Below are 25,556 nucleotides of genomic sequence, written 5' to 3' on the forward strand. Positions count from 1 at the left end.
GGGGCCGACGCTGCCAGCGTGCCCGGAACCCGCCGCGCCGGGTCAGGGACGAACGCGCCGTACCGGCGGCGTGCGTTGCTGCCGGATCTTCTCTGGTGAGCCACGGTCCCGGCGCGGGACCGTGCTCTGCGGCCGGGGCGCCCGGCATCCCGGCGGCGGCACCCGCCCGGCCGGGCAGAGGAACCCCCGCGCACCCCCCCTTTCCGGAAGGAGCACGCGATGTCGGACGAGCACGCACCTGTCCTGCTGCCGGGCGGAGGCTGGCGGCTGTGGGACCAGTTCGCGCTGCGCGGCCCCGGCTTCCCCGCCGACGGCGTGCTGCGCCTGGCCCCGCCCGGACTGGCCGAGGCCGCCGACAAGTTCGGCCCCGGCACGGACCTGTCCGGGCCCGAGTGGCAGGCCTTCACCGAGGAACTGTCCGCCGCCGCCGTACACACCGCCCGCCACCTCCAGGAGGTGGCCGCCCAGCCCCGCTTCCAGGCGGCCCTCGCCTGGCAGAACCCCGCCGTCCTGCGGACCGGCATCGCCCCGTTCCTGCGCTGGACACCGGGCGTGGACAGCCGCAGCAGCATGCCGCGCCAGCGCGAGGAACTGGTCGCGCACTACTGGCAGCGGTTCTGCGTCAAGAACGACACCATCGGCTTCTTCGGCCCCGTCGGCTGGGGCCGCTGGGACCTGTCCGCACCGGACGCCGTCGCCGTGGACGCCGGCGACGGATTCCTCGCCGCGCAGGAGGTGTACTTCTCCGGCTGGGCCATCGACGCCCTGGCCAAGGTGCTCGGTGAGGACCGCGAACTGATGCGCTGGATCCCGCCGCGCCGGGTGTCCTTCGTACGCTGCCAAGACGGCCGGGTACGGGTCCCCGGACGCCCCGCACAGCCCATCGGCGCACGCGAACTCGCCGTACTGGAACGCTGCGACGGCACCCGGCACACGGACGCCATCGCCGCCGAACTGGGCCTGGACGCCGACGAGGTGGCCCACACCGTCGGCGAGCTGCTCACCCGGCGCTGGGTGCACTGGCGGCTGGAGGTGCCCGCGGCCACCCACCCCGACCGCGCCCTGCGCCGCATCCTGGAACGCGTCCCCGACCAGGCCGCCCGGCAGCGGGCGCTGGACAGCCTCGCCGTCCTGGAACGCGGCCGGGACGCCGTACGCGCCGCCCGCTTCGACGCCGGCGCGCTGACCGCCGCGATCTCCGCCCTGGAAGCCGACTTCGCCGCGCTCACCGACAGCGAGGCCCAGCGCGCCAAGGGCGAACGCACCGCCCCCTGCCGGGGCCTGGTGTACTCCGACGCACGCCGGTCGGCCACGGCCACGGCCGGCGCCGCACTGCTGGCACACCTGGAACCCCTGCAACTGTGCCTGACCGCCGCCCGCTGGATGACGAACCGCTTCGCCGAAGCCGTCCGCGGCCGTCTGCACACCGTGTACGACCGCCTGCGCGCCGGCGGCGCACCGGTGGACCTCGCCACCCTGTGGCTGCACACCCTGCCCTCCCCGCACCCCGACGCCGGAGACCTGATCGACGCCGCCCAGGCCGAACTGCGCGCCAAGTGGGCCCGCATCCTCCACCTTCCGCCGGGCGCGCGCCGGGTACGGCTGAGCACGGGCGAACTGGCCGAACGGGTACGCCAGGAGTTCGACGAACCGGGCGACGGCTGGTCCCTGGCCCGGTACATCAGCCCCGACGTCCTGGTCATCGCCGAGGACGACGCCGCCCTGGCCCGCGGCGACGTCCAGCTCGTCCTCGGAGAGATGCACTGCGCGCTCAACACCATGGGCGCCTCCCTGTTCGTCCACCAGCACCCGGACCGCGACGAGCTGCTCGACGAGACCACCCGCGACTTCCCCGGCCCGCGCCTGCTGCCCACGCTGCCGAAGGAACTGCCGCTGAAGTGGTCCACCCGCAGCCGGCCCTCACTGGACCGCCCCGAGGACCACTACGTGACCCTGGTCGACCAGACCGGCGACCCGTACCGCCCCCGCACGGTGCTGAGCGCCGACGTCCTGGTGGAGGAACGCGACGGCCGGCTGACCGCCGTGCTGCCCGACGGCACCGCCCACGACCTCCTCGACGTCTACGCCAACACCCTCACCCAGCGCGTCATGGACCGCTTCACCCTGCGCCCCGAGGGCGAACACACCCCGCGCATCACCATCGACCGCATGATCGTGGCCCGCGAGACCTGGCAACTGCCCGTCACGGAGGTCGACTTCGCCGACGAGAAGACGGAAGCCGCCCGCTTCGTCCGGGCCCGGCACTTCCAGCGCCGGCACGAGCTGCCCCGGTTCGTGTTCGTCGTCTCCCCGACCGAACCCCGCCCCTTCTACGTCGACTTCGACAGCCCCGTGTACACGACGATCCTCGCCAAGGCGGCCCGCAGGCTCGCCCGCAAGGACCCCGCGGCACGGCTGAAGGTCAGCGAGATGCTGCCCACCCCCGAGCAGGCCTGGCTCACCGACGACGAGGGCCGCCGCTACACCTCGGAGCTGCGCTTCGTGGCCGTCGACCAGACCGTCACCGTGGGGGAGGACTGATGCGCACGATCGCCGACGACATCGCCGCGCACGCCGCCCGCACCCCGCAGCGCATCGCGCTGACCACCCCCGCCGGTGACGTGACGTACGCCCGCCTCGCCGCCCGCATCGAGGAGCTCACCCGGCTCCTGCAGGCCCACGGCGCCCGCCCGGAGACGGTGTGCGCCATCGCCGTCGAGCACGGCACCGACGCGGTCGCGGCCATGGCGGCGGTCCTGCGCTGCGGCGCCGCCTTCCTCACCCTGGACGTGGGACAGCCCCGAGACCGGCTGGCGGCCTTCGTGCGCAGCGCCGGCGCCCGCCTGCTGCTGACCACGTCCGCGCACGCCTCCCTCCTCGGCCAGAGCGTGCCCACCGTCCTGCTGGACCGCCCGGCACCCCCGACCGCCCCGCCGCCGCCCGCGGCCGACCCTCGCGCCCTCGCCTACGTCAGCCACACCTCCGGCAGCACCGGGGAACCCAGCGCCGTCCTGATCGAACACCGCTCCCTCGACGCCTACCTGCGCGACACCGCCCACGCGTTCGGCCTCGGCCCAGGCACGGTCGCCCTGCAGACCGCGCCCCTGGGCTACGACGCCTCGATCCGCGACACCTTCGTCCCACTGCTGGCCGGAGCACGGCTGGTGATCGTGGACCGGGCCCGGCTGCTGCGCCCCCAGGAGTTCGCCCGCACCGTCCGGGAACACCGGGTGACGGCCCTGCTCAGCGTCACCCCCTCCTTCCTCTCACACCTGGCCGGAACGCCGGGTCTCACCGATCCGCTCGCCGGGGTCACCCTGGTCGCCTCCAGCGGCGAGTCGCTGCGGCCCTTCCTCGCCGCCGGCGGGCGCCCGCTCGTACCCGGCAGCCTCGTCAACCAGTACGGCCCGACCGAGTGCACGATGACCACCACCCGCCACAGCGTGCCGGCCGAGCCCGACCCGTCCGCCGACCTGGTGGGCGTGCCCCGAGCCGGCGCCGTCCTGCGGATCCTGGACGCGGACCTCGCCCCGGTCGCCCACGGCACGGTGGGCGAGGTGTACATCGGGGGGGAGGGACTGGCCCGCGGCTACGGCGGGCGCCCGGCCCGCACGGCCGAGTGCTTCGTCCCCGACCCCTTCGGCCCGCCCGGCGCCCGCCTCTACCGCACCGGCGACCTCGGCTGGTGGGACGAGGAAGGACTGCACTACGCCGGCCGCACCGACCGGCAGGTCAAGATCCGCGGCTACCGCGTCGACCCCGCCGAGGTGGAGGGGGCCCTGCTCTGCCACCCGGGAGTCACAGGCGCGGTGGTGACCTCGCACACCGACGACCGGGGGCGCGTCCACCTGCTCGCCCACGTCACCGGCGACCTGGCCGACATCACGGACGCGGCCCTGCGCGGCCACCTCGCCCGGTCGCTGCCGCCCCATCTGATGCCGCGCCGCTTCCAGCGCCTGGACACGCTGCCCACCACCCGCGGCGGCAAGGCGGACCGCCGCCGGCTGGCCGCCGGGAGCACCCGATGACCGCCACCGGCCTGCGCCCGGGCACCGGCGACACACGCGCCGGCACCACCCGCCGGCACCCCGGCCCCGCCCCCCGCGGCCCCCACGCGCCCGGCCCCGCCGGTCTCGGCCCCGCGGACCTCGAAGCCGCCGCCACCCGTATCGCCCCCCACATCGTCCGAACGCCCCTGCTGCGCGGCCCGGCGACGGCGGCGCACGGCCCGCGGCTCCTGCTGAAGGCCGAACACCTCCAATCCGGCGGCTCGTTCAAGACGCGCGGCGCCGCCAACGCCGTCCTCGCCCTGGGCGCCGACCGGGTCGTCACCGGCTCCTCCGGAAACCACGGCATCGCCCTCGCCGTACTCGCCCGCACCCTCGGCATCCGGCTGACCGTCGTCCTCGCCGCAGGCGCTTCCCCCGCCAAGGCCGCCGCGATCCGGGCACTGGGCGCCGAGACCCTCCAGGCGGGCGGCGCCGTGGCCGAACGCGAGGAGCGCGCCCGCGCCCTCGCGCAGGAAACCGGTGCCCTGCTCATCCCCTCCTCGGACCACCCCCTGGTGGTCGCCGGACAGGGCACGGCCGGAAGCGAACTGCTCGCCGACGCCCCCGGCACCGACACCGTCTACGTCCCCACCGGCGGCGGGGGACTCCTCGCCGGCGTGTGCCTCGCCGCCACCGGCCACCCGGTCCGGGTGGTCGGCGTCGAACCCGCCCTCACCCCGCGCTACGCCCGCTCCCTGGCCGCCGGCCGCCCCGTCCGGCTGCCGCCCAGCACCACCGTCGCGGACGGGCTGCGCGGCCAGTGCCCCGGGCACGTCCCCTTCCCCATCATCCGCGACCGCGTCGACGACCTGATCGCCGTCGGCGACGCCGAGATCCTCGCCGCCACCGCCCTGCTGCACCGGCACGGCGTCCACGCCGAACCCAGCGGAGCCGTCGCGCTGGCCGGGGCGCTGCGCGCCGGCCGCCGCGAACGGGCCGTGGCCATCGTCTCGGGCGGCAACACCCCCGCCCGCCTGCACCCCACCCACCCCGACCCGTACACCGGCCCGTATCCCGCCACCCCCGCGAAGGAGCACACGTCATGACCCCGAACACCGCCACCGCCGCGACGTCCCTCACCACGGTCGACCTCCTCGTCGGCATCTTCCAGGACGTGCTCGGCCTGCCCGACCTCACCGCGGACACCGACTTCTACGAGGCGGGCGGCGACTCGCTCACCGCCTTCCAGATCACCGGCCGCCTCCAGGAGGCGATCGGCGCGGACGTCCCCGTCTCCCTGGTCTTCGCCTACCCCACACCGCTCGACCTGGCCGAGGTCGTCGACGCCGACTACGGCGCCGCCTGACCCCCGCGGGACCAGCACGGGCAGGACCGTCCACCCACGCTCGCCAAGGAGAACCGTGCCATGACCGAAGACTTCGTGCCGTCCCTCGGCCGCTGGCGGCTGTGGGAGCAGTTCGCCCTGCGGGGGCCGGGCTTCCCCGCCGACGGGGTCCTGCGCCTGGCACCGGCCGGCCTGGCGCAGGCGGCCGACAAGTTCACCCCCGACGACCCGCTGGAGGGCGCCCGCTGGGCGGACTTCGCCCGCCTCTTCGCGGACGCCGCCGTGGAGAGCGCGCACACCTTGCAGGACATCGCCCGCATGCCCGCCTTCCGGGAGGCGGTGGCCTGGCAGAACCGGCCGGTCCTCACCTCCGGCATCGCCCCGTTCCTGCGCTGGACACCGGGCGTGGACAGCCGCAGCAGCATGCCGCGCCAGCGCGAGGAACTGGTCGCGCACTACTGGCAGCGGTTCTGCGTCAAGAACGACACCATCGGCTTCTTCGGCCCCGTCGGCTGGGGCCGCTGGGACGCCGCGACACCCGGCGCCGCCGTCGACACAGGCCGCGGACTCATCGCCGACTCCACCGTCTACTGGGCCAGTTGGGGCATCGACGCACTGGCGAAGACGCTGGACACCGACCCCGCTCTGCGGGAATGGATCGCACCCCGGCGCGTGCCGTTCATCGCACTGGACGGGGACCGCGTCCGGGTACCCGGACGCCGCCCGGTGACCGTGTCCGCCGACACGGCGGCCGTCCTGGCCCGCTGCGACGGCGTCCGCCCGGCCCGGCGCATCGCCGCCGAACTCCCCGACACCGACGTGCCCGCCGTCCTGGCCGACCTGGTAACCCGCCGCTGGGTGGCCTGGCGGCTGGAAGTGCCCGCGGGCACCCACCCCGACCGGGCCCTGCGAGCCTGGCTCGAATCCGTCGGCGCACCGCAGCCGCGCGACCGCGCACTGGCCGCACTCGACCGGCTGGAGCGCGGCCGCGCCGAAGTGGCCGCGGCCCGTGACGTGGAAGCACTGGTCCAAGCCATGACGGAACTGGAGCGGGACTTCACCGCCCTGACCGACACAGCCGCCGTACGCGAGAAGTCCGCGTCGACGGCTCCCTGCCGGGCGCTGGTCTACTCCGACACCCGCCGCTCCGCCACCGCCCGCCTCGGCCCCGCCGTGCTGGACGCACTGCACCCGCTGCGGCTGCTCATGGACAGCGCCACCTGGCTCACCACACAGCTCGCGGCGACGGTGACGGCCAAGACGCACCGCGTGTACGACCGGCTCGCCGCCCAGGGCGAGGTCGACCTGGCGACCTTCTGGTTCGAGTGCCTGCCGGTCCTGCACGGCGCCGCCCGCACCACCGCCACCGAACTCCAGCGGGAGTTCGCCGCACGCTGGCAGCGCATCCTGGCCGCCCCCGAGGGCACCCGCCGGGTGACCCTGGCATCGGCGGACATCGAGGCACAGGTACGGGAGGCGTTCAAGAGCACCGGCGGCGCCTGGACGGCAGCCCGCTACCTCAGCCCGGACGTGATGATCGCCGCCGACGGAGCGCAGGCGGTGGCCCGCGGCGACTTCACCCTCGTCCTGGGCGAACTGCACCTCGCCGCCAACACACTGGGCGCCTCCCTGTTCACCCACCAGCACCCGGACGCAGCCGAACTGCTCCGCCTCACCGACCGCGACCACCCCGGCCCGCGCCTCATGCCCCTGATCCCCAAAGAGCACCGCTCACGCCTGTCCGTCCGGGTCCGTCACACGCTCGTACGCCCCGAGGACCACCAGGTCGCCCTCGCCGACTTCACGGCCGACCCCGCCCGCCCCCGGGCCGTCCGCAGCGCCGACGCCACCGTCGAAGAACACGACGGCCGGCTCCTCGTCCGCCTCCCGGACGGCTCCGCCTTCCCGGCCATCGACGTCTTCTCCCACGTCCTGACCACACTGGCGATGGACCTCTTCCAACTCCTGCCGCAGGCCGGCCACACCCCCCGAGTGACCCTCGACCGCATGGTGGTCGCCCGGGAGACCTGGCGGCTGCCCGCCACCGACACGGCATTCGCCGACGACAAGGACGAGGCCCGACGCTTCGTCCGCGCCCGCCACTGGCACACCCGACTCGGCCTGCCGCGCCACGTCTTCGTCGTCCTGCCCACCGAACCGCGGCCCTTCTACGTCGACTTCGACAGCCCCGTCTACGTCACCATCCTCGCCAAGGCGCTGCGCCGCCTGTCCCGCAAGGACCCGCAGGGCACCTTCACCATCACCGAGATGCTGCCCACCCCGGAACAGACCTGGCTCACCGACGACGAAGGCCGCCGGTACACCTCGGAGCTGCGGTTCGTGGCCTTCGACACGGAACCCAGCCCCTGAACTCCCCCCCGGGCCCGGCAGTCAGCGGTAGTAGGGCTCGACCACGGCCCGTACCTCGTCGAGCAGTGCGGGGCCCTCCTGCGGCACGGGCGGCCGGCTGCTGCCCGGCCTGATGTCCAGGAGCTGTTCGCTGGACAGGGCGAACACCACGCGCCGCAGCCCCGCCCATCGGATGACGGCCTCACACATCCCGCACGGCTGGCAGCTGGTGTACATCGTGGTGCCCGCCGCCGTCCGCGCGTCGAGCTCTCGTGCGGCCCACCTCGCCAGTTTGAGTTCCGGGTGCGCGGTGACGTCGTCGTCGGTGAGGGTGGTGTTGTGCTCCTCGGCCAGGATCGTCCCGTCCGGTCCCGCCAGCAGCGATCCGAAGGGCGGGTTGCCGCTCGCGCGTGCCCTGGCCGCGAGCGAGATGGCCCGGCGCAGGAGGGTGTGGTCGTCGGGTGGGGTCATGACTGCTCCCTCGTGGTGCCGGATGGAGTGCCGGGCTCGTGGAGGTGTGCGGCCACGGTGGCCAGCGCCTGCCAGGCCGCCCGCGGGTGACACGTCGCGCGGGGATCGCCCGGGTAGGTGTCGAGGACGACGAACCGGGCGCCCAGCAGCCGCAGTTGGTCGAGATCGTCCATGATCTGGCCGAGGGTGCCCTCACCGGCGAGCCGCTCTTCGGCGTCGACGGGTTCCTCGGTGAGTCGCAGGGCGATGCGGGGAGCCAGCGCCGGCACGGGCAGGCGCTGCTGGTCCGCGTACGTCTCCAGCCTGCCCGCGGCTTCGCGCAGCCACGGCATGGTGGGGTGCAGCGGATGCCATGCGTCCGCGAGCCGTACGGCCCGGCGCAGCCCCGCGTCGCTGTTTCCGCCGACCCACACCGGGATGTGGCGCTCTCCGTAGGACGCGGTGTCCTTCCAGGCGGCCCGGATGTCCCGCAGGTGGTCGTCGGTCAGCTGTCCGCGCCGTGCGAACGGGATGCCGAGGGCGGCGAACTCCTGTTGTGCCCAGCCCACTCCGACACCGAGGACCAGCCGGCCGCCGCTCAGCTCATTCAGATTGGCCGCCATGCGGGCGGTGAGCAGAGGATGCCGGTAGGGAGCGATGAGGACCGTCGTGCCGAGCTGGACACGGGTGGTGAGGCCGGCCAGCCAGGACAAGGTGGTGAAGGGCTCGTAGAAGGGTGCCGGGTAGCGCTCGGCGACGTCCGGCGTGATGGCTACGTGGTCCGAGACCATCATCAGGTCGAAACCCAGGCCCTCCACGGTCTGGGCCCAGCTGCGCAGCATGCCGGGGTCGGTGCCCGGGCCGAAGTTGGGGACGTTCACTCCGATCTTCACAAGGCCCAACCCTAGGCAGGACGTAGCGGCCGCCAGAAGGGATTCCCGCCTGTTCAGAGGCAGTTCAGCCGTGGATCCGCCGGTAAAATGGGCGGATGACCGAGAGTCTCGACGCGACGGACTGGGCGATCCTGACGGAAGTCCAACGGGACGGCAGGATCCCGTTCACCGAGCTGGCACGGCGGGTGAACCTGAGCGCGTCGGCGACCAAGGAGCGAGTGCGCCGGCTCGAGGAGGCCGAGGTGATCACGGGGTACCGCGCGGAGGTGGACCTCCAGCGGACCGGTTACCCGGTGATGGCGGTGGTCCGGCTCAAGTACCCGGGGCCGGGAACCCGGCACGAGCCGCTGCGGCGGCTGCTGGAGGAGCGCCCGGAGATCCTGGAGTGCCTGCGCACCACCGGAGACGACTGCTACGTCATGAAAGTGGCGGCCACGTCGACGGCCCACCTGGAGGAGATCGTCGACGAGTTGGCCGAGTTCGGAAGCACCACCACCAACCTCGTCCTCAGCCGAACGCTCCCGCTGCGCGGCCCGGGGGCGCCTCGGGGGACCACCGGCAGGTAGGGCACGGATGCGCCACCCCACGGCCGGAACCCGGCCCGGCGCCCAGCGGCGGCGACGGCCGCCGGGCAGCGCCCTGACCGCGCAGGTGGGGGTTCGGCCAGAACTGTCTTGCCGCGGATGACGATGATGGGCCCGCCGAATGTGAGTCCCGCAGGGACGTGATTGCCGGCGCGCGAGGGGCGTCCGTCATGGGTGGGGATGCATCTGCGGGGCCAGGCACCGGGCACGGTCGAGCAGACACACAGCCGCCCGTCCAAAGGATTTGGCGGCTCTCGCCGGCCTCTCCGAGTCCGGGGTCAGCGGCTTCGGGCCGTGGTGGTGTGGAGGTGTTCGAGGGCGTCGAGGACGAGGGTGTGGCGGTGCCAGTGCAGCCATCGGCCGACAGCGGCGCCGGTGTCGTCCAGGGCGGTGAGCTGTGTCTGGCTGAGGCCTGCCAAGGGCTGTGCGTGGTGGGAGGAGATCATGCCGAGCACGTGGCCGCGGTGGGTGAGGGGGAGGCTGTGGGCGGCGCGGCTGCCGGCCTGGAGGATGGCGTGGCGGGAATCCTCATCGAAGATGTCGGCTGATTCGACGTCTTTCACGGTGATCTGCTGACGCTGCTGGGCTGCTTGCGCGCACAGGGTGCTCGAATCGTTGACGAAGGCGAAGAAGTCGGTGAAGTACCGGTTCAGGCCGGTGTGTTTCTCCAGGCGCAGCATTCCGTGCTCGGCGAGCTGGACGTTGCCCATGCCGGTCTCGGCGATGTGCAGCACTCGCCGCAGCGCGGCCCGAAGAACCGCTCCGTGACTTCCAGGCTCGGCACCCTGCACCGCCAGGCCCGGCAGCACCGGAGCCCTGAAGCGGGCCCGGCGGGGGAACCACTGGCCGGCGCCCGCATCCGGAGGGGCGACGTGCATGAGCGCATCGGCGAGCGTATGCAGCTTGATGTTGAAGCGCTGCGAGGTCTGCTTCAGCAGATCGAACCCCGCCGCCTGCGAGGGCAGACGGTAACGGTGGACCAGCACCTGCTGCGCCGGTTCGACCGCCGCCCGCGCCAGCTGCCGGTTGCGCACTTCAATGCACCCGCCCCAGCGGCCGGTACCCCTTGAGGAGGCTCGAGCGCCCGGCTGGCGGGGGGCTGAGAACCGGAGGTCCCTGGGCTTTCGCCGATCACGACAACACTTCCTGAGGGCTCACGGACAGGAGGGACCGCAGGAACGCACGCTCTACTGATGAAGCGTCCCTGCGGGGTGCCTGTGGCCTAAGCACTCATCCCCAGCCTAGACACACTCCTGCCCGGCTCGGAATAGGGCCTGTCATGCCGGAAAGCACCGGCTCCTGCGTCCATCAGCCAGGGTGACGGTAGTCATGACGTGCTTGCCGGCCGGTTCGCCGTGCATCTGGAGGCTGGGGGAGTCGGCCATCACGATCTCAGAAGTGTGTGGCGATCCCGAAGACGCGGCGGAGTTGTGCCATGTCGTGCCGGTCGCGTTCCGATGGTTCGTAACCCTGGTGGAAGTAGACCTGCTGCTCGGCGGACAAGCACGGGACTGGCGTCTGCTGAACGGTGCCCGTCACGAAGCAGTCTGTTCGCCGATCAGAGCGTCGTCCCCCATCCGCCACCGAGCCAGACGTCGGCCTTCGCCCGCCGCGACAGGGCCAGGACGAACAACACGTCGTCAGATGTCATCACCCGATGCAGGCTGGAAGCGTCAGCGTCGGGATGCCGTGACGAAGTCGAGGATCGCGGGGTTGAGGACATCCGGGTAGACGGACAGCATCCCGTGCGGGTACCCCTCGTAGGTCTTCAGGGTGGCGTTCCGCAGGATCTCGGCGCTCTTGGGGCCGGCGTCCGCGTAGGGCACGATTTGGTCGTCGGTGCCGTGCATGACGAGCACCGGGAGGTCGATCTGCTGCAGGTCCTCGGTGAAGTCCGTCTCGGAAAACGCCTTGATGCACTCGTAGTGCGCGTTGACGGCTCCCGTCATCCCCTGCGCCCACCATCGGTCGATGAGCCCCTGGTTCACCTCGGCGCCGGGCCGGTTGTAGCCGTAGAAGGGCCCGGACGCCACGTCGATGTAGAACTGGGCGCGGTTGGCGGCGAGCCCGGCGCGCAGTTCGTCGAACGCCTCGATCGGGGTTCCCTCGGGGTTGCTGTCCTTCTTGACCATGACGGGCGGCACCGCCGACACGATCACCGCTTTGGAGACGCGCCCGGGCTCCGCACGAGCCACGTAGTGGACCACTTCACCGCCGCCGGTGGAGTGCCCGATGTGCACGGCGTCCCGCAGATCCAGCGCGTCGGTCAAGGCGGCCACGTCCGCGGCGTAGGTGTCCATCTCATGGCCCGACGACGGCTGGCCGGAGCGCCCGTGACCACGACGGTCGTGCGCGATGACCCGGTAGCCCTTGGAGAGGAAGTACAGCAGCTGGCTGTCCCAGTCCACATGGCTCAGTGGCCAGCCGTGGTGGAAGACGAGCGGCGTCGCGTCCCGTGGCCCCCAGTCGACGTAGTAGATGCTCGTGCCGTCCGCGGTGGTGACCGTGCTCATGGGTATTCCTTCCCGGATGGTTGATCGCTCCCTCTCGCGCTCCGTTCCTTACGCGAGCGGATCGCGTCGCCGCGGCGAGGTCCCTCACGCGCAGGACGACTGCCGTGGTGCCGATCGGCCGATGTGAGCGGGAGGACCGGCAGTGAGCTCGGGCAGCCGGAACGGTGGTGATCGTCGCTCCGTGACGGTGGGCGACATGTCCTCGCTGTGCCGGCGCCGGTCGCTTCGCGCAGCCTCCCGCACGGACCGGCCGTGCCGAACTCCCTTTCCAGGGTGCGTCGGTCCAGGAGGGGCGGCAACTTTCCGGCGGGCGCCCGCCGCGAACCGGCACGAGCGCGGATGTCGCAGCCCGTGCCAAGGGGTTTCCGCCCGCGGTGACGCCGACATTCGTTTGACGACCCCCGATGTAACAATTACGGTTACGTTCAAGGAGGTGGTCACGTGGCGGGCAACAGTCAGCTCACCGTGGCGGCGCACGCGCTGACGTGGATCGAGCTGCACCGTCGGATCGGCGACGGAACGGCGACATCCGAGGGTGTCGCGGGCAGCGTCAACACCAACCCCGTCGTGATCCGGCGGCTGCTCGGCCGGATGCGCGACGCCGGACTGGTCCACTCGCGACGCGGCGCCGACGCCGGCTGGGTACTCGCCAGACCGCTGGAGGACATCACCCTGCGGGACGTGTACGAGGCGATCGAGCCGCCACCGCTGTTCGCCATGCACCGAGCGGAACCCAACCTCGGCTGTCCGGTCGGTTCCGGTATCCAGCCCGCGATGCGCCCGGTGTACGCCCGTGTCGAGGAAGCCGTCCGCACCGAACTGGAGCGGATCACACTGGCCGACGTCCTGCAGGACGTCCTCGCGTCGCGCTGACCCCCGTTGCGTCGCGTGCACCCTTCAGGGGCCGGACCGGCACGCCGCCGGTGCCCCCTCCTCACGTCCCGCTCTGCCGGGCGGCGACACCATCAACCTTCACGGGCCGATCCCGGCCCCTCTATATAGAACTGGAGTTCCCATCATGGGACAGCTCGACGGGAAGACCGCCGTAATAACCGGCGGCAACAGCGGCATCGGACTGGCCGGCGCCAAGCGCTTCGCCGCCGAAGGAGCACACGTCTTCATCACCGGGCGACGGCAAGAAGCACTGGACGCCGCCCTGGCCGAGATCGGCCCGAACGCCACGGCGGTCCGAGGTGACGTCTCCGACCCGGCCGACCTCGACCGGCTCTACGCCGCCGTCGCCGATCAGGGGCGACGCGTGGACGTGCTGTTCGCCAACGCGGGCGGCGGTGACTTCTCCACCCTGGAGCAGGTCACCGAGCGGCACTTCGACACCACCTTCGGCATCAATGTGCGAGGCACGCTCTTCACCGTCCAGAAGGCGCTGCCGCTGCTGAACGACGGTGCCTCGGTGATTCTCACCGGCTCCACCGCGGCGACCTCCGGTGGTGAGGCGTTCGGCGTCTACGCCGCCTCGAAGGCCGCCATCCGTTCGTTCTCCCGCACCTGGGCCAACGAACTCAGGCACCGGAAGATCCGTGTCAACACCCTCGTCCTCGGCCCCATCGAGACACCAGGGAACGCCGGTCTGGCCCCCGGCGCAGACGAGGCCGCCAAGCTGTGGGGCTTCTTCGCGAGCCAGGTGCCGCTGGGCCGCATGGGCCGCCCCGACGAGGCGGCCGCCGCGGCGCTCTTCCTCGCCGGCGACCAGAGCAGCTTCGTCACCGGTACCGAACTCTTCGTCGACGGCGGCCTCAACCAGATCTGAAGCACGCGACCTCGATACGCCAGAAGCCGTCGCTCCGATCCCGGCCGCGCCCGTCCCCTTGCGCACGCGACGTGGGGGCGGTGGTCCGGCAAGAGCTGGAGCGGCAGGAAGTGCACCGAGCCATGGCCGCCTCAAGACACCCCTTGCGTGACTCCCTCCCGAGTCGCTGCTGCCGGCCCGGCCCGCAGCCGGTGTCGGCGGGCCGATCGTCGGCTCAGGCGGTCGTGCTCTGCACGTGGGCTTCCGCCTGTGCGCGGTGGGCGACCGCGATCACGCAGGCGGCGCGTACGAAGGCGGCGACGGCCGCAGAGCGGGCCTCCTGAGGCCACGCGACGGCCAGGGTGCAATCAGGCAGATCGCTGACCGGCCGGTAGGCGATGCCAGGGCGCGGGTTCTGCCGGGCGACCGAGGCGGGCGCGAAGAACACGACGCTGCCCGTCTCGACGAGGCTGAAGATCTCCGACAAGTTGGAGACAGGACTTGTCGCCCCGGGCGAGGGCGGCGCCATTCGGCCGCTGTCGGCGGGCGCACCGCTGGGCAGGCTCCGCCCGGCCAGGTCGGCCAGGCACAGCTCGGTGCGGGCGGCCAGCGGATCGGTGGCCGCCAGGGCGACCAGGACCGGCTCGGTCAGCAGCGGCTCGCTGTCCAGCCCCCGCTCGTCCACGGGGCGGAGCACCAGCGCGACATCGGCGAGGCCGTCGCGCAGTGCCTGGGGCTGCTCGCCGAACCCTCCAAGCACCAGTTCGGGCGGCAGAGCCGCGGGGTCGGCGCTGTAGGCGTCCAGGATCTGCGGCAGCAGACCGCCGTCGATGTCGGCCTTGAGGGCGATCCGCAACCGGGGCGAGGCGCTCCCGGCGTGCCGGGCCCGGTGGGCAGCGGCGGTGACCGCCTCCAGGGCGCTCCTGGCGTCGCGCAGCAGGACCTCGCCGGCACCAGTGAGCCTCACCTGCCGGGTGGTCCGCTCGAACAGCGTCACACCGAGCTGTCGCTCAAGATCCCGGATCGTCCGGGACAGCGGCGGCTGCGCCATACCCAGCCGGCCGGCGGCGCGCCCGAAGTGCAGTTCCTCCGCGACCGCGACGAAGTAGCGGAGCTGCCGCACCTCCAGATCATTCATACCGCCAGGGTATCAATGGCTACCGAACTGGTCCTTCACCTGCACCGCTGCGCCGGGTTCACTCGAAAGCGACCGCCCGGCACGCCCCTGTGGTTCGCCGTCGCCCGCCACCCATGGAGGCACTCATGATCGTCATCACCACGCCGACCGGAGACATCGGCGGACAGGTCCTTCACCGCGTCCTGGACAGCGGTGAAGCCGTGCGGGTGATCGCCCGCGACGCCTCCCGCCTCCCGGAGCACGTGCACGCGCAGGCAGAGGTGGTGGAGGGCTCCCACGCCGACGCCGACACGATCGCCAAGGCACTGGAAGGCGCCGATCGCCTGTTCTGGCTCGTACCCCCGGCCCGCTTCCAGGACGCCGGCCCCGCCAAGAGCTACTACCTGGACTTCACCCGGGCCGCCGCCCAGGAAGCCGCCGGCCGGGGCGTGCGGATGGTCCACGTCACCTCCCTGGGGCACGGCTACAACGGCGAAGCCGGACTTCTGTCGGCCGCGCTCCACATGGACGAGCTGATCGAGAGCACCGGCGTGCACTACCGGGCGCTGGCACTGCCGTTCTTCATGGAGAACGTCCTCCGCCAGGCCCAACAGATCACCCAGCAGGGCGTGTTCTCCATGGCGAACACCGCGGGCCGGCCGTTGCTGACCGTCGCCACCCAGGACGTGGCCGCCGCGGCGGCAGCCCTTCTGCTGGACACCACCTGGAACGGCCAGGCCCGCGTCCCCCTGGTCAGCCCCGACAACCTGACCCCCGACGCCATGGCCGAGATCATCTCCGAAACCGCGGGACGCACGGTGCGCTACCAGCAAGTGCCGCTCGCTGACTTCCAGACCCAGATGGTGCAGCACGGCGCGAGCCCTTCGCTGGCCCAGGACATGGCCGACATGGTGGGCGCGCAGAACAACGGCATCTACGACACCGAACCCCGCGACCCGGCCTCCGCCACCGCCACCGGGTTCCGCCAGTGGTGCCGCAACGTCCTGAAGCCGGCCCTCCAGCCCTGACCGGTGGGCGTACGCCGGTCACCGGATCGGCCGCGGCGCGGTCGCCACTACGACGCACACCGATGCGTGAGAGCGGCCGTATTGATCTTTGCCTGTCACGTGACGCACGGGTGCCCCGCGACCGGACCGGTCGCGGGGCACCCGTGCGTCACGTGCGGTTACTCCGTCTTGATCGCCGTCAGCATGTTCAGCCGCGCGGCGCTGCGGGCCGGCCACAACGAGGCCAGCACACCGACGACTCCGGCCAGCAGCAGGAAGACGCCGATCCGCTCCCACGGCAGGACCAGTGCGTAGTTCGGGATGCTCGAGCGGATCGTCTCGCCGATCGCCCAGGCCAGGAACGTACCGAGACCGACGCCGATCACCGCGCCGAAGAGGGAGATGATGACCGCCTCCAGGCGGATCATGCGCTTGACCTTGCCGCGGTCCAGGCCGATCGCCCGCAGCATGCCGATCTCCTGCTGGCGTTCGAAGACGGACATCGCGAGGGTGTTGACGACGCCGAGCACCGCGATCAGCAGGGCCATGGCGAGCAGCCCGTACATGATGTTCAGCATCGTGTTGATCATGCCGCCGAACGTGTTGCGGATGTCCTGGCGGTCCATGACGCTCATCGCCGGGTTGTCACCGAGCGCGTTCACGAGCGCCTGCTCGTTGGCCTTGCTCGCGCCGCCGTCCGTCTTCACCCAGATCTCGGGGATGTACGGCTTGGGCTCGAAGGGCGCGACCAGTGAGGTCGGCACCACCACCGGCGAGAGGAACTCGTTGTCCTGGTAGATCGCGCCGACCGTCATGGTCTTCGTCGCCGACTTGCCGCCGCCCTGGTCGTCGCCGACCGTCACGGGCAGCTTGTCGCCGGCCTTCCAGCCGTTGGACTTGGCGGTCTTCTCGGCGACGGCGATCCCGCCCTTGCCGAGGGTGTCCAACGATCCGGAGAGGAGCTTCAGGTCGAAGACCTGCTGCACGTCGCCAGGGGTGACCGCGGAGGCGGAGTGCCAGGTGCCCTTGACCTTCACCGAGGTGGCCTGCTGCGGGGAGACCGCGGTGACGCCGTCGGCCTTCTCCAGCGCGCTCAGCGCGGACTTGTCCAGGCCGCCGCCGCTCGCCATGGTGACCATGTAGTCGGCGCGGATGTTGTCGGTGGTCATCTTGTCGATGGCCTGGCCCAGCGTGACACCGATGACGGTGAGGCCGGTGACCAGGGTGAGACCGATCGCCAGCGCCGAGGCGGTGGCGCCGGTACGGCGCGGGTTGCGCACCGCGTTCTTGCCGGCGAGCTTGCCGGACACCCCGAACCCGCGGTGCAGCAGCGGCTTGGCGAGCGCGATGACCGGGCGGGAGAGCAGCGGGATCAGCACGATGATGCCGATCAGCGCCAGGAAGGCACCGGCACCGATGAACATGCGGCCGGTGTTCTCGCCGACGGCGGCGCCGCCGAAGATTGCCGCGGCACCGCCCAGCGTGATGATGCCGCCCAGGGTGTTGCGCACGACCAGCGACTTGGTGCTGGCGGGCAGATGGGCGCTGCCCATGGCCGCCACCGGCGGGATCTTCGCGGCCCGGCGGGCGGGCAGCCAGGCAGCGAGAACGGTGATCAGAACACCGACGCCGAGGGCGGAGAGGACCGCGGTGGGGGAGACGATCAGCGGTCCGGCCGGGACCTTGGCGCCGAACGAGCCCATGGCGGACCGCAGTCCGGTGGCGAGTCCGATGCCGAGCGCGAAGCCGACGACGGAGGCGATCACGCCGACGATCATGGCCTCGAGGATCACCGAGCGCTTGACCTGCCGGCGGGAGGCGCCGACGGCCCGCAGCAGGGCGAGTTCCTTGGTGCGCTGGGCGACCAGCATGGTGAAGGTGTTGGCGATCAGGAAGACGCCGACGAACAGGGCGATGGCGGCGAAGGCCAGCAGCATCTTGTTGAGACTGCTCAGCCCCGACTCGATGTCCATCGCCTGCTTGTCGGCGAGCTCGCGGCCGGTCTGCGCCTCGGAGTCCTTCGGCAGCAGCGGCCGGACGGCGTCGAGGAGCTTCGCGTCGGAGGCGCCCGGCTCGGCGGCGATGGTGACGTCCTGGTAGTACCCCGGCTGGAGGTACAGCTTCTGCGCCACGGCGGTGTCGAACAGCACGAGGCTGCCACCCGCGTTCACGGCGCCGTCCTCGGTGGTGAAGACACCGGCGAGGGTGTACTCCTTCACGGGCCCGTTGGTGGCGACCCGCACGGTGTCGCCGACCTCGTACTCGCCCTTGGCCGCGGAGTCCTGGTCGAGAGCGATCTGGTCGTCCTTCACCGGGCCCGAGCCGTCGGTGAAGGTGTACGCCGGATCCGCTGCGTTCTTACCGGCCTTGCCGTTCTTGCCCGGGGCGTAGTTGGCGCCGGTGTTGGACCAGCCGTTGCCGATCAGCTTGCCGTCCTGGTCGGCGACCCCGGCGAAGCCGGACACCCGCCCGGTGGCCTCGGCGACGCCGTCCAGACCACGGATCCTGTCCAGGGTCGCGTTGTCGATGCCGGACTTCTTGCCGTCGTCCTGGACGCCGTAGGTGGTGACGGCGACGGCGACGTCGTCGTAGCTCTTGGCCGACTGGTTGCGGTAGGCGTTGCCGAGGGTGTCGGTGAAGACCAGGGTGCCGGAGACGAACGCCACGCCGAGCATGACGGCGAGCACGGTCATCAGCAGTCTGGCCTTGTGCGCGAGCACGGTGCGCAGGGCGGTACGGAACATGTGTGTGTCAGTCCTGTGGTGAGAGCCGGAGGTCGACGGATCGGCGGATGGTCAGCTGGTCCGGCCCTTGGCGTCGAATTCCTTCATGCGGTCCAGGACGCCGTCCGCGGAGGGGTGGATCATCTCGTCGACGATCCGCCCGTCGGCGAGGAAGACCACGCGGTCCGCGTACGCGGCGGCCACCGGGTCGTGGGTGACCATGACGACGGTCTGGCCCAGCTCGCGTACGGAGTTGCGCAGGAAGCCCAGCACCTCGGCGCCCGCCCGGGAGTCGAGGTTTCCGGTCGGCTCGTCGCCGAAGATGATGTCCGGCTGGGAGGCGAGCGCCCGGGCGACGGCGACGCGCTGCTGCTGACCGCCGGAGAGCTGGGTCGGGCGGTGACCGAGCCGGTCGTGCAGACCCACCATGTCGATGACCTTCTGCAGCCACTGCTTGTCGGGCTTGCGGCCCGCGATGTCCATGGGGAGCGTGATGTTCTCCAGCGCGGTCAGGGTCGGCAGCAGGTTGAACGCCTGGAAGATGAAGCCGATCTTGTCGCGGCGCAGCCGGGTGAGCTGCTTGTCCTTGAGCGAGCCGAGCTCGGTCTCGCCGATGCGCACGGAGCCGGAGCTGAAGGTGTCCAGGCCGGCCACGCAGTGCATGAGCGTGGACTTGCCGGACCCGGAGGGGCCCATGATCGCCGTGAACTCGGCCTGCCGGAAGTCGACGGTGACCCGGTCGAGCGCGACCACCTGGGTCTCGCCCTGGCCGTACACCTTGGACAGGTCCGTGGCGCGGGCGGCCACGGCGGTGGCGCGGTGAGCGGTGGGCGTGGTGGTCACGAGAAGGGCTCCTGTGGCATGGGATGGGCATCGGGGACCACCTCATCGTGTCCGCCCCGCGGCCGCGGATCGTCAGTCCCCGTGCCCGTTCCAAGGGCCCTCTTGAGTCGGACCACCCACTCCGCTCCTCCTCCTCTGGTATGACGGCACCCCCGAGAGAGGCGGATTCCGGGGGCAGTTGCAGCACAGGCGAAGGTGCACAGACGTAACGCGTGGCGGTACTACATGCGCGTAGTCGGGTGGGGGGACGGCGTCCGGGCGGCCGGAGACGGCCGCCCCGGCCGGTGCTCACCGGGAAAGACCGAGCGCAGCGTCCGTGACGCAAAGACCGGCCCAGATGCAAGCAGGCACCGTAGGTCATCGCCCGCTCCCCGGAACGATGACAGGGCGGCGGAATCGGTGTCGGCGAATCCGATTATCTCAAGTTCGCTAGGTGTATATGGTGAGGGGAGTTTTAACGGTCGCGGTCAACGAGGCCCTCCGGAGATCCCCTCTCCTGCATCCCGGCTCACCCGTCTGCCGGGCATCCATGCGCGCGCCACAATCGTTCATGGCATATGACAGCACCCAGGAACTTCCATCGGGCAGGGGGCACGCGCTCTGCCGGCCAGATCCGCTCGCCCTGGAACGGGGGTCCGTCGGCCGCCTGGAAAGAAGGCCCCACGGAAGTCCCGGATCCCGCGCTCCCGCAACCAACCACGACACCCGACAGGACATATTTCACGGATGTCCTGAAAGAGTTTTTGCAGCATCTTGACCATCTGCAGGCCGAATTTCAAAACAGGGCGGCCTCCGGAGGCTTCCCCACTGCGAGCGCAGGCATGACGCATTCAGTGAACGACCCCGCGCCGGCTCCCGTGTCACAAAACGCAGTCCAGCGGCACGAATCAGTTGAGATGCAGAGCGCCCGGCGGGAGAAAAAACAACATGCATGAACGGAGTGGAATCTTCGATCCCTATCCGGAACCGTCCTACGAGCACCTGTACTCCGTCGACCCGGGGCCCCCTGCAGCACACCCCGAAAACCTGGTGAACATGCAGGAGCTTTTCAGCCCGGTACAGGACCCCTTCCCTCACCAAGTCCTGAACGACCCGCAGGACCAGTTCGTCTTCGACCACACCCAGCGCCTGGACGACGAACTGGCAGAGGTGCTACGCACCACAGTTGAGCCGCCACAGACCGTTCACGCTGCTGTGCCGCGTCCTCGGACGGGATCTCACGACCACCGCAGACCACGCCTGCGTCGGGTCCGTCCTCCGCAAGGATGGTCATGGCTGAAGGTCGCCAGCATCAGTCTCGCAGCGCTCACGGCACTCATCGTCGCCATGGTCAGCATGTTCGGCGCAGCCGTCTCGTATGACCCGCTGCGCCATCTGGCCACTCCAAGCGTGCCGGAGAGCCTTACCCGCGGCTGGCCTCTCCTCGTCTTCGGGCCCTGGCTCGTGGCCTCGCTGTCTGTTCTGCGCGCGGCTTTGCACCGACGCCGGGCAGCGCACTCCTGGACCGTGGTCGTGTTGTTCTCCGCTCTCGCGGTCACCCTGTGCATCAACCAGGCCGAAAAGACGCTTCCTGGCGTGGCGGTGGCCGGCCTGCCGCCGATCACCGCACTGACGTGCTTTCACCAGCTTGTCCGTCAGATCACTCTCACCCGCCCTCATCGACGGCCGCCCCGACGCCGGCCCCACCGAGCCCGCCGCTAAGTGCTCACCGGAGCCGTACCTCTTGTCCTCGACGGTCTCGCCACTCGTCGCGGCACCCATCAGACACCCACCCGATCCTGGCGGGTCGGGCCGCGCGGACGGGCGTGATCACCGTGCAACCTGCCGCGTGTCAGCCCGCGTTGAAACGGCAAGAGGGGCACGTCCCGGTGGTGTGCGCCCCCGAAACGCGCCCCTTGGCCCGAGCGTCCGGGCTCAGCCGCTGATCGGCGCCCCGAACTCGGGGTACCAGTCCTCGCCGGTGGCGAGCCCGACAGTCTGCGCGCTGAAGCCGACCCCGCGGCTGAAGGTGATCCGCACGCCGTCGCCGCGCAGCGACGTGAGCGCGCCGTACCAGCCGTTCTCGCCGGGCGCGCCGACGGCCAGGTCCAGCCGCCCGTCGCGGTCGGTGTCGGCCAGCGCCAGGGCCTCGCCGAAGGAGTCGCGGGACTCCGCGACGCCGGGCACGCCCGGGGTGTCCTGGTGGAAGGCGTACGAGCCGGTGCCGGTCAGGCCCCGTGCGGAGCCGGGGAGCACGGTGACGGAGCCGGTGAAGCCCGTCAGGCCCACGCCCTCGTCGACGGCGCCGGTCGCCAGGTCGGCCCGTCCGTCCCGGTTGACGTCGCCGAGCTCGACGGACCAGCCGAAACGGTCGCCCTCCTCGACGACCCCGGGCACCCCGGCGGTGTTCTGCGTGATCACGACCGCCCCTCGGCCGTCGACGCCCTGCGCCGAGCCCCGCAGCACGCTCACGCTGCCGCCGTCCCGGGCGCCGTCCACCTCCTCGCGCCCGTACGGCTGCCCGGACACCACGTCGCCGTGGCCGTCGCCGTCCACGTCGCCGATGGCGAGGGAGAGTGCCGGGGGCAGGTCGCCCGCCGCGCGGCGGTTCGCCGGGACTCCGGGGGAGAGGTAGAGCACGCCGCCGGAGCCGCTGAGCGGGTTGGTGACGGCGGCCAGGTCGTCGGTGCCGTCACCGTCCACGTCCCCGGCGGCGAGCGCGGTGACGCCGCCGGCGGTGGCGGGCACCGCCGACGCCTCGAAGTCGCTGAGCGCGAAGCCCATTTCGCCGGACTGGCCGGTGCTCCGGTTGAGGTAGAGCCACAGGTGGGTGCCGCTGCCCGTGCTCGCCGCGATGTCGGCATGGCCGTCCCCGTCGAAGTCCCCGGCGGTGACCGCGGTGCCGAACCCGCGCTGCTCGATGCCCAGCGGCTGGCTCAGCGCCCCGCCCGCGCCCAGCCCCGTCGGGCTGCCCCACAGCACCGTGACCGAGCCCCAGTCGTCACCGCGCGGCACGTCCTCACCGGGCGAGCCGACCGCGAGGTCGGTGTAGCCGTCCTTGTTGAAGTCCCCGGCCGCGGTGGAGGTGCCGAAGCGGTCGAACGCCTCGGCGACACCCGGCACGCGCGGTGTGTTCTGGCTGACGACCGTCGTCCGCGAGGACTTGATCCCGCCGGACGAGCCGTAGGCGACGACCACCGCCCCGGCCAGGATGTGCCCGTCGATCGCCGCCCCGGGCGCGGAGACGGCGAGATCGCCGTAGCCGTCGCCGTTGAAGTCGGCGGAGGGCGCCGGGGTACGGGCGTGGGCGGCGGCCGGGGGCAGAAGGACGGAAGCCGCGAGGGCGGCCGGCAGCGCGGCGCCGGCGACGATGAGTCTTCGCATGCCACGGCAGACCCGCCCCCGCGGCCGATGGTTGTACGGGCGCCGGCCGGCCGCCGGAGCCTCCACCGAGCGGTCACAGGCCCCGCGTGCCTGAGCGATCGGACAAATGGGCCAAGGGTGACGGTCACTCATTTGCCCGACCAGCCGTTTTCACACTGTCAGACTCCCCGAAGGAGAACGCTCCGGTGGGGCGTGGGCATGGACGAGGCAGGACGGGGCGGGCGTGACCGAGCGCGGTACGACTGACCGTGTCGCTCCACGCGGGACGGGGCCGGACGGGAGGGACCGCGGCGTCCCGCGTGCCCGCGCCGCGGCCCAGGAGCAGTCGAACGGGACGCACTACGGCGAAGGACAGCGCCGCGACCACGAACCCACCCGTGCGGTGCCGCGGCACGTGGCATGCGTGATGGACGGCAACGGCCGCTGGGCGCAGCGGCGTTCGCTTCCCCGCACGGCCGGCCACCGGGCCGCTGAGAGCACCGTCATCGACATCATCGAGGCAGCCAGGGCCGCCGGCGTCCAGTGGCTGAGCCTGTACGCCTTCTCCACCGAGAACTGGAACCGTCCCGGCGCCGAGGTCGACTACCTGATGCGTCTGGTCCGCCGGGTCGTGCGCAAGCACGCACCACTGTTGCTGGCCCGCGACATCCGCTGCCGCTTCCTCGGAGTCACCGACCCCCGCATCCCCCGTGAACTGGCCCAGGACTTCGATGACTTGGCTGTGCTGACCGCCGACAACCGGGGGATGACGCTGACCGTGGCCTTCGACCACGGCGGGCGCCGGGACATCGTCGAGGCCGCACGAGCGCTGATCCGCAGCAAGACACCCGCCGACGAGGTCACCGAGCAGCTCTTCGCGGACCACCTGCCCTTCCCCGACACCCCCGATGTGGACCTCGTCATCCGCACCTCCGGTGAACAGCGCATCTCCAACTTCATGCTCTGGCAGGTGGCCTACGCGGAGTGGATCTTCCCCGAGGTGCTCTGGCCGGACTTCCGGGCCCCCGACTTCCTTGCCTGCCTGCACACCTACCGGAGCCGTGACCGCCGCTTCGGCGGCGTGCCACCCCGGACGAACGGAGACCCATCATGACCACCGACGCCACGGCAACGGACGACGAAGCGCCCCTGTTCGGCCCGCAGTCCCAGTTCAGCGCCTTCTTCGACGACCCGCGCTGGGCGCTGGCCATGATCCGCGCCACGGTGCTGGAGGCCGCCCACCCGCAGATCGGCGCCGCCCTCGCCGACAACTCCACCTTCGTCGCCCACCCCTGGCGCCGACTGCGCAACACCTTCCTCAGCATGCGGCGCATGTTCGGCGGCGACCCGGCAGTACGCGAACGGGAGGCCGCCCGGCTCAACCGTCTGCACGCCCGCATGAGCGGCCTGGACTCCCGCGGCCGCGCCTATGACGCGATGGACCGCGCGGCCCGCGCCTGGGTCGTCGCCACGCTCTTCGAGAGCGCCGTCACCATGTGCCGGCTCAGCGGCCAGCCACTCAGCCAGGACACCATGGAGCGGATGTACGCCGAGTACCGCACCTTCCTTGCCGCCCTCGACGGCGACGCCGCCGAACTCCCCGACAACCTGACCGACTTCTGGCAGTACTTCGACCGGGTCGTCGAAAACGAGCTGGAGAACACCGAGGCAGCCCGCGTCATCCTCTACCGGCTCTTCGACCACCTGCCCGCCCCAGCACTGCTCGACGGCGCACCGACACTGTGGGCGGCAGGCCGGGCCGTCGCCGGCCCGCTGCTCGGCGCGATCACCGTCGCCTCCCTCCCCGAGCCCTACCGGCGCCGGGCCGGCCTGCCGGAAATGCCTGGCGCCCCGACCCTCATGCAGGGCGCCTACCTCGCCGCCGGACTCGCCCGCTTCCTGCCCGAAGGCTGGATCAACGCCGAAACCATCATCGAAACCCTCTCCCTGTCACCCGACAGCGACGACCCTCGCGCCCGGACCGCCGCCGCCCTGCGCTCCCGCATGAAACGGGCATCGGCCTTGCTCCGCCTCCTCACCCCCCTGAGCAGCGACCCCGACCGGGACCCGGCGTCTTCGGCGAGTTCGGAGGAAGGCCGGCGCTCGGCGGAGGAGTTCTTCCAGAAGGTGCTGGACCAGACCGGCGACGGCCACCTCGACTGGCCTGACCTCGCCGCCATGGCCCGTGAACTCTCCACCCGCCTCGATCTCGACGAACCCGAGGAGAGCCGCCTCTACGACGCCTTCGCCGCCTGGTGGCGCGAGCTCCAGTCCGCCCTCGACACGGACGGCGACGGCCGCGTCAGTGCCGCCGAGTACGCCGCCGCCGTCCCCTCCCTCGCCGGGCCCGCGCTCATCCGCGTCGCCGAAGTGCTCTTCGACGCCACCGACAAGGACGGCAACGGGAGCATCGACGCGGGCGAATACCGGACCCTCTTCCGCACCGCCTTCCACCGCGACCTCACCACCACCGACGGCGCCTACGGCCGGAGCGCTTTCGTGGGCGACTTCCTCTCCTTCATGTCGGGCCGGCGCACGAGCACCCCGTACGACCCCCTCCTCGCCGACGCCTGACGGCGCAGACGACCGCCGGGATCCCTGAAGGGGGCGGCTGAAGGACGCCGTAGGCATGTGTGCGCCGAGAGGGTGCGGCG

General features: G+C 71.6%; 20 protein-coding genes and 1 pseudogene. 12 read left to right on the plus strand and 9 right to left on the minus strand.

Going from position 1 to position 25,556, the window contains the following annotated elements:
- The first annotated feature begins 219 nt into the window (after positions 1-219).
- From ACZ4VA_RS34065 to ACZ4VA_RS34085, 5 genes are read left to right on the plus strand one after another with little or no spacing between them, the layout of a single operon-like run.
- The gene (locus ACZ4VA_RS34065; RefSeq protein WP_356240242.1) at positions 220-2,541 is read left to right on the plus strand and encodes a lantibiotic dehydratase; all 2,322 of its coding nucleotides are present in this window, start codon (positions 220-222) and stop codon (positions 2,539-2,541) included.
- Positions 2,541-4,028: an amino acid adenylation domain-containing protein gene (locus ACZ4VA_RS34070; protein WP_356168946.1), complete on the plus strand. Its 1,488-nt coding sequence runs from the start codon at positions 2,541-2,543 to the stop codon at positions 4,026-4,028. Before ACZ4VA_RS34065 ends, ACZ4VA_RS34070 begins: the two co-directional genes overlap by 1 nt.
- Positions 4,025-5,095 (plus strand): threonine ammonia-lyase, encoded by a 1,071-nt coding sequence (locus ACZ4VA_RS34075; protein ID WP_468083835.1) that lies wholly within the window; start codon positions 4,025-4,027, stop codon positions 5,093-5,095. Before ACZ4VA_RS34070 ends, ACZ4VA_RS34075 begins: the two co-directional genes overlap by 4 nt.
- Complete coding sequence (locus tag ACZ4VA_RS34080; protein WP_356240234.1) at positions 5,092-5,355, plus strand: acyl carrier protein; 264 nt, start codon at positions 5,092-5,094, stop codon at positions 5,353-5,355. Before ACZ4VA_RS34075 ends, ACZ4VA_RS34080 begins: the two co-directional genes overlap by 4 nt.
- Positions 5,356-5,415: 60 nt before the next feature.
- Entirely contained in the window at positions 5,416-7,704 is a 2,289-nt protein-coding gene (locus ACZ4VA_RS34085) for a lantibiotic dehydratase (protein ID WP_468083837.1), read from the plus strand.
- Between the two features lie 21 nt (positions 7,705-7,725).
- On the opposite strand, the gene ACZ4VA_RS34090 is transcribed toward ACZ4VA_RS34085, so the two are convergent.
- Positions 7,726-8,154, minus strand: a complete 429-nt coding sequence (locus ACZ4VA_RS34090) for a nucleoside deaminase (protein ID WP_389391883.1) — start codon at positions 8,152-8,154, stop codon at positions 7,726-7,728.
- Entirely contained in the window at positions 8,151-9,026 is an 876-nt protein-coding gene (locus ACZ4VA_RS34095; protein ID WP_389391882.1) for an LLM class flavin-dependent oxidoreductase, read from the minus strand. The genes ACZ4VA_RS34090 and ACZ4VA_RS34095 overlap by 4 nt, the downstream gene beginning before the upstream one ends.
- Positions 9,027-9,121: 95 nt before the next feature.
- Between ACZ4VA_RS34095 and ACZ4VA_RS34100 the strand changes: the two genes are divergently transcribed.
- Positions 9,122-9,592, plus strand: a complete 471-nt coding sequence (locus tag ACZ4VA_RS34100; RefSeq protein WP_389391881.1) for an Lrp/AsnC family transcriptional regulator — start codon at positions 9,122-9,124, stop codon at positions 9,590-9,592.
- Between the two features lie 296 nt (positions 9,593-9,888).
- On the opposite strand, the gene ACZ4VA_RS34105 is transcribed toward ACZ4VA_RS34100, so the two are convergent.
- The 3 genes and pseudogenes from ACZ4VA_RS34105 to ACZ4VA_RS34115 all read right to left on the minus strand — a co-directional run bounded on the left by ACZ4VA_RS34105 (position 9,889) and on the right by ACZ4VA_RS34115 (position 12,123).
- On the minus strand, positions 9,889-10,644 hold the full coding sequence (locus ACZ4VA_RS34105; RefSeq protein ID WP_356168928.1) for an ANTAR domain-containing protein: 756 nt from the start codon (positions 10,642-10,644) through the stop codon (positions 9,889-9,891).
- A 358-nt stretch (positions 10,645-11,002) separates the two neighbouring features.
- Positions 11,003-11,155, minus strand: a pseudogene (locus ACZ4VA_RS34110) (nucleotidyltransferase domain-containing protein); the annotation flags it as partial.
- A gap of 128 nt (positions 11,156-11,283) precedes the next feature.
- Complete coding sequence (locus ACZ4VA_RS34115; RefSeq protein WP_356168925.1) at positions 11,284-12,123, minus strand: alpha/beta fold hydrolase; 840 nt, start codon at positions 12,121-12,123, stop codon at positions 11,284-11,286.
- Between the two features lie 441 nt (positions 12,124-12,564).
- Here ACZ4VA_RS34115 and ACZ4VA_RS34120 point away from each other — a divergent pair, with 441 nt between their 5' ends.
- Both ACZ4VA_RS34120 and ACZ4VA_RS34125 read left to right on the plus strand, forming a co-directional pair.
- Positions 12,565-12,996, plus strand: a complete 432-nt coding sequence (locus tag ACZ4VA_RS34120) for an Rrf2 family transcriptional regulator (protein WP_356168922.1) — start codon at positions 12,565-12,567, stop codon at positions 12,994-12,996.
- A gap of 145 nt (positions 12,997-13,141) precedes the next feature.
- On the plus strand, positions 13,142-13,891 hold the full coding sequence (locus ACZ4VA_RS34125) for an SDR family oxidoreductase (RefSeq protein WP_468083841.1): 750 nt from the start codon (positions 13,142-13,144) through the stop codon (positions 13,889-13,891).
- A gap of 214 nt (positions 13,892-14,105) precedes the next feature.
- Here the strand turns inward: ACZ4VA_RS34125 and ACZ4VA_RS34130 are convergent, their stop codons facing one another.
- Positions 14,106-15,008 (minus strand): LysR family transcriptional regulator, encoded by a 903-nt coding sequence (locus ACZ4VA_RS34130; RefSeq protein ID WP_468083843.1) that lies wholly within the window; start codon positions 15,006-15,008, stop codon positions 14,106-14,108.
- A 125-nt stretch (positions 15,009-15,133) separates the two neighbouring features.
- Here ACZ4VA_RS34130 and ACZ4VA_RS34135 point away from each other — a divergent pair, with 125 nt between their 5' ends.
- Entirely contained in the window at positions 15,134-16,015 is an 882-nt protein-coding gene (locus ACZ4VA_RS34135) for an NmrA family NAD(P)-binding protein (protein WP_468083845.1), read from the plus strand.
- Positions 16,016-16,173: 158 nt separating this feature from the next.
- Here ACZ4VA_RS34135 and ACZ4VA_RS34140 read toward each other — a convergent pair whose 3' ends face one another.
- Together ACZ4VA_RS34140 and ACZ4VA_RS34145 are read right to left on the minus strand one after the other, a co-directional pair.
- Positions 16,174-18,738, minus strand: a complete 2,565-nt coding sequence (locus ACZ4VA_RS34140) for an ABC transporter permease (RefSeq protein ID WP_468083847.1) — start codon at positions 18,736-18,738, stop codon at positions 16,174-16,176.
- Positions 18,739-18,789: 51 nt separating this feature from the next.
- A complete protein-coding gene (locus ACZ4VA_RS34145; protein ID WP_468083849.1) occupies positions 18,790-19,560 on the minus strand; it encodes an ABC transporter ATP-binding protein in 771 nt (256 codons plus the stop codon).
- A gap of 927 nt (positions 19,561-20,487) precedes the next feature.
- On the opposite strand from ACZ4VA_RS34145, the gene ACZ4VA_RS34150 reads away from it, so the two are divergent.
- A complete protein-coding gene (locus ACZ4VA_RS34150) occupies positions 20,488-21,261 on the plus strand; it encodes a DUF2637 domain-containing protein (RefSeq protein ID WP_356176203.1) in 774 nt (257 codons plus the stop codon).
- A gap of 213 nt (positions 21,262-21,474) precedes the next feature.
- On the opposite strand, the gene ACZ4VA_RS34155 is transcribed toward ACZ4VA_RS34150, so the two are convergent.
- A complete protein-coding gene (locus ACZ4VA_RS34155; protein ID WP_468083852.1) occupies positions 21,475-22,923 on the minus strand; it encodes an FG-GAP-like repeat-containing protein in 1,449 nt (482 codons plus the stop codon).
- 406 nt (positions 22,924-23,329) lie between these two features.
- Between ACZ4VA_RS34155 and uppS the strand changes: the two genes are divergently transcribed.
- Together uppS and ACZ4VA_RS34165 are read left to right on the plus strand one after the other, a co-directional pair.
- On the plus strand, positions 23,330-24,016 hold the full coding sequence (gene uppS, locus ACZ4VA_RS34160; RefSeq protein ID WP_468083896.1) for a polyprenyl diphosphate synthase: 687 nt from the start codon (positions 23,330-23,332) through the stop codon (positions 24,014-24,016).
- Positions 24,013-25,476: an oxygenase MpaB family protein gene (locus ACZ4VA_RS34165; RefSeq protein WP_389391873.1), complete on the plus strand. Its 1,464-nt coding sequence runs from the start codon at positions 24,013-24,015 to the stop codon at positions 25,474-25,476. The genes uppS and ACZ4VA_RS34165 overlap by 4 nt, the downstream gene beginning before the upstream one ends.
- Positions 25,477-25,556: the final 80 nt, after the last annotated feature.

The sequence above is a fragment of the Streptomyces sp. NPDC028308 genome, assembly GCF_055565855.1.

Excerpts from the sequence above, each read along its gene's own strand:
- ACZ4VA_RS34115 (WP_356168925.1), bottom strand. The coding sequence starts at position 12,123 with ATGAGCACGGTCACCACCGCGGACGGCACGAGCATCTACTACGTCGAC.
- uppS (WP_468083896.1), top strand. The coding sequence starts at position 23,330 with ATGGACGGCAACGGCCGCTGGGCGCAGCGGCGTTCGCTTCCCCGCACG.
- ACZ4VA_RS34100 (WP_389391881.1), top strand. The coding sequence starts at position 9,122 with ATGACCGAGAGTCTCGACGCGACGGACTGGGCGATCCTGACGGAAGTC.
- ACZ4VA_RS34085 (WP_468083837.1), top strand. The coding sequence starts at position 5,416 with ATGACCGAAGACTTCGTGCCGTCCCTCGGCCGCTGGCGGCTGTGGGAG.
- ACZ4VA_RS34065 (WP_356240242.1), top strand. The coding sequence starts at position 220 with ATGTCGGACGAGCACGCACCTGTCCTGCTGCCGGGCGGAGGCTGGCGG.
- ACZ4VA_RS34130 (WP_468083843.1), bottom strand. The coding sequence starts at position 15,008 with ATGAATGATCTGGAGGTGCGGCAGCTCCGCTACTTCGTCGCGGTCGCG.
- ACZ4VA_RS34135 (WP_468083845.1), top strand. The coding sequence starts at position 15,134 with ATGATCGTCATCACCACGCCGACCGGAGACATCGGCGGACAGGTCCTT.
- ACZ4VA_RS34125 (WP_468083841.1), top strand. The coding sequence starts at position 13,142 with ATGGGACAGCTCGACGGGAAGACCGCCGTAATAACCGGCGGCAACAGC.
- ACZ4VA_RS34070 (WP_356168946.1), top strand. The coding sequence starts at position 2,541 with ATGCGCACGATCGCCGACGACATCGCCGCGCACGCCGCCCGCACCCCG.
- ACZ4VA_RS34140 (WP_468083847.1), bottom strand. The coding sequence starts at position 18,738 with ATGTTCCGTACCGCCCTGCGCACCGTGCTCGCGCACAAGGCCAGACTG.
- ACZ4VA_RS34165 (WP_389391873.1), top strand. The coding sequence starts at position 24,013 with ATGACCACCGACGCCACGGCAACGGACGACGAAGCGCCCCTGTTCGGC.
- ACZ4VA_RS34080 (WP_356240234.1), top strand. The coding sequence starts at position 5,092 with ATGACCCCGAACACCGCCACCGCCGCGACGTCCCTCACCACGGTCGAC.
- ACZ4VA_RS34075 (WP_468083835.1), top strand. The coding sequence starts at position 4,025 with ATGACCGCCACCGGCCTGCGCCCGGGCACCGGCGACACACGCGCCGGC.
- ACZ4VA_RS34150 (WP_356176203.1), top strand. The coding sequence starts at position 20,488 with ATGCATGAACGGAGTGGAATCTTCGATCCCTATCCGGAACCGTCCTAC.
- ACZ4VA_RS34090 (WP_389391883.1), bottom strand. The coding sequence starts at position 8,154 with ATGACCCCACCCGACGACCACACCCTCCTGCGCCGGGCCATCTCGCTC.
- ACZ4VA_RS34155 (WP_468083852.1), bottom strand. The coding sequence starts at position 22,923 with ATGCGAAGACTCATCGTCGCCGGCGCCGCGCTGCCGGCCGCCCTCGCG.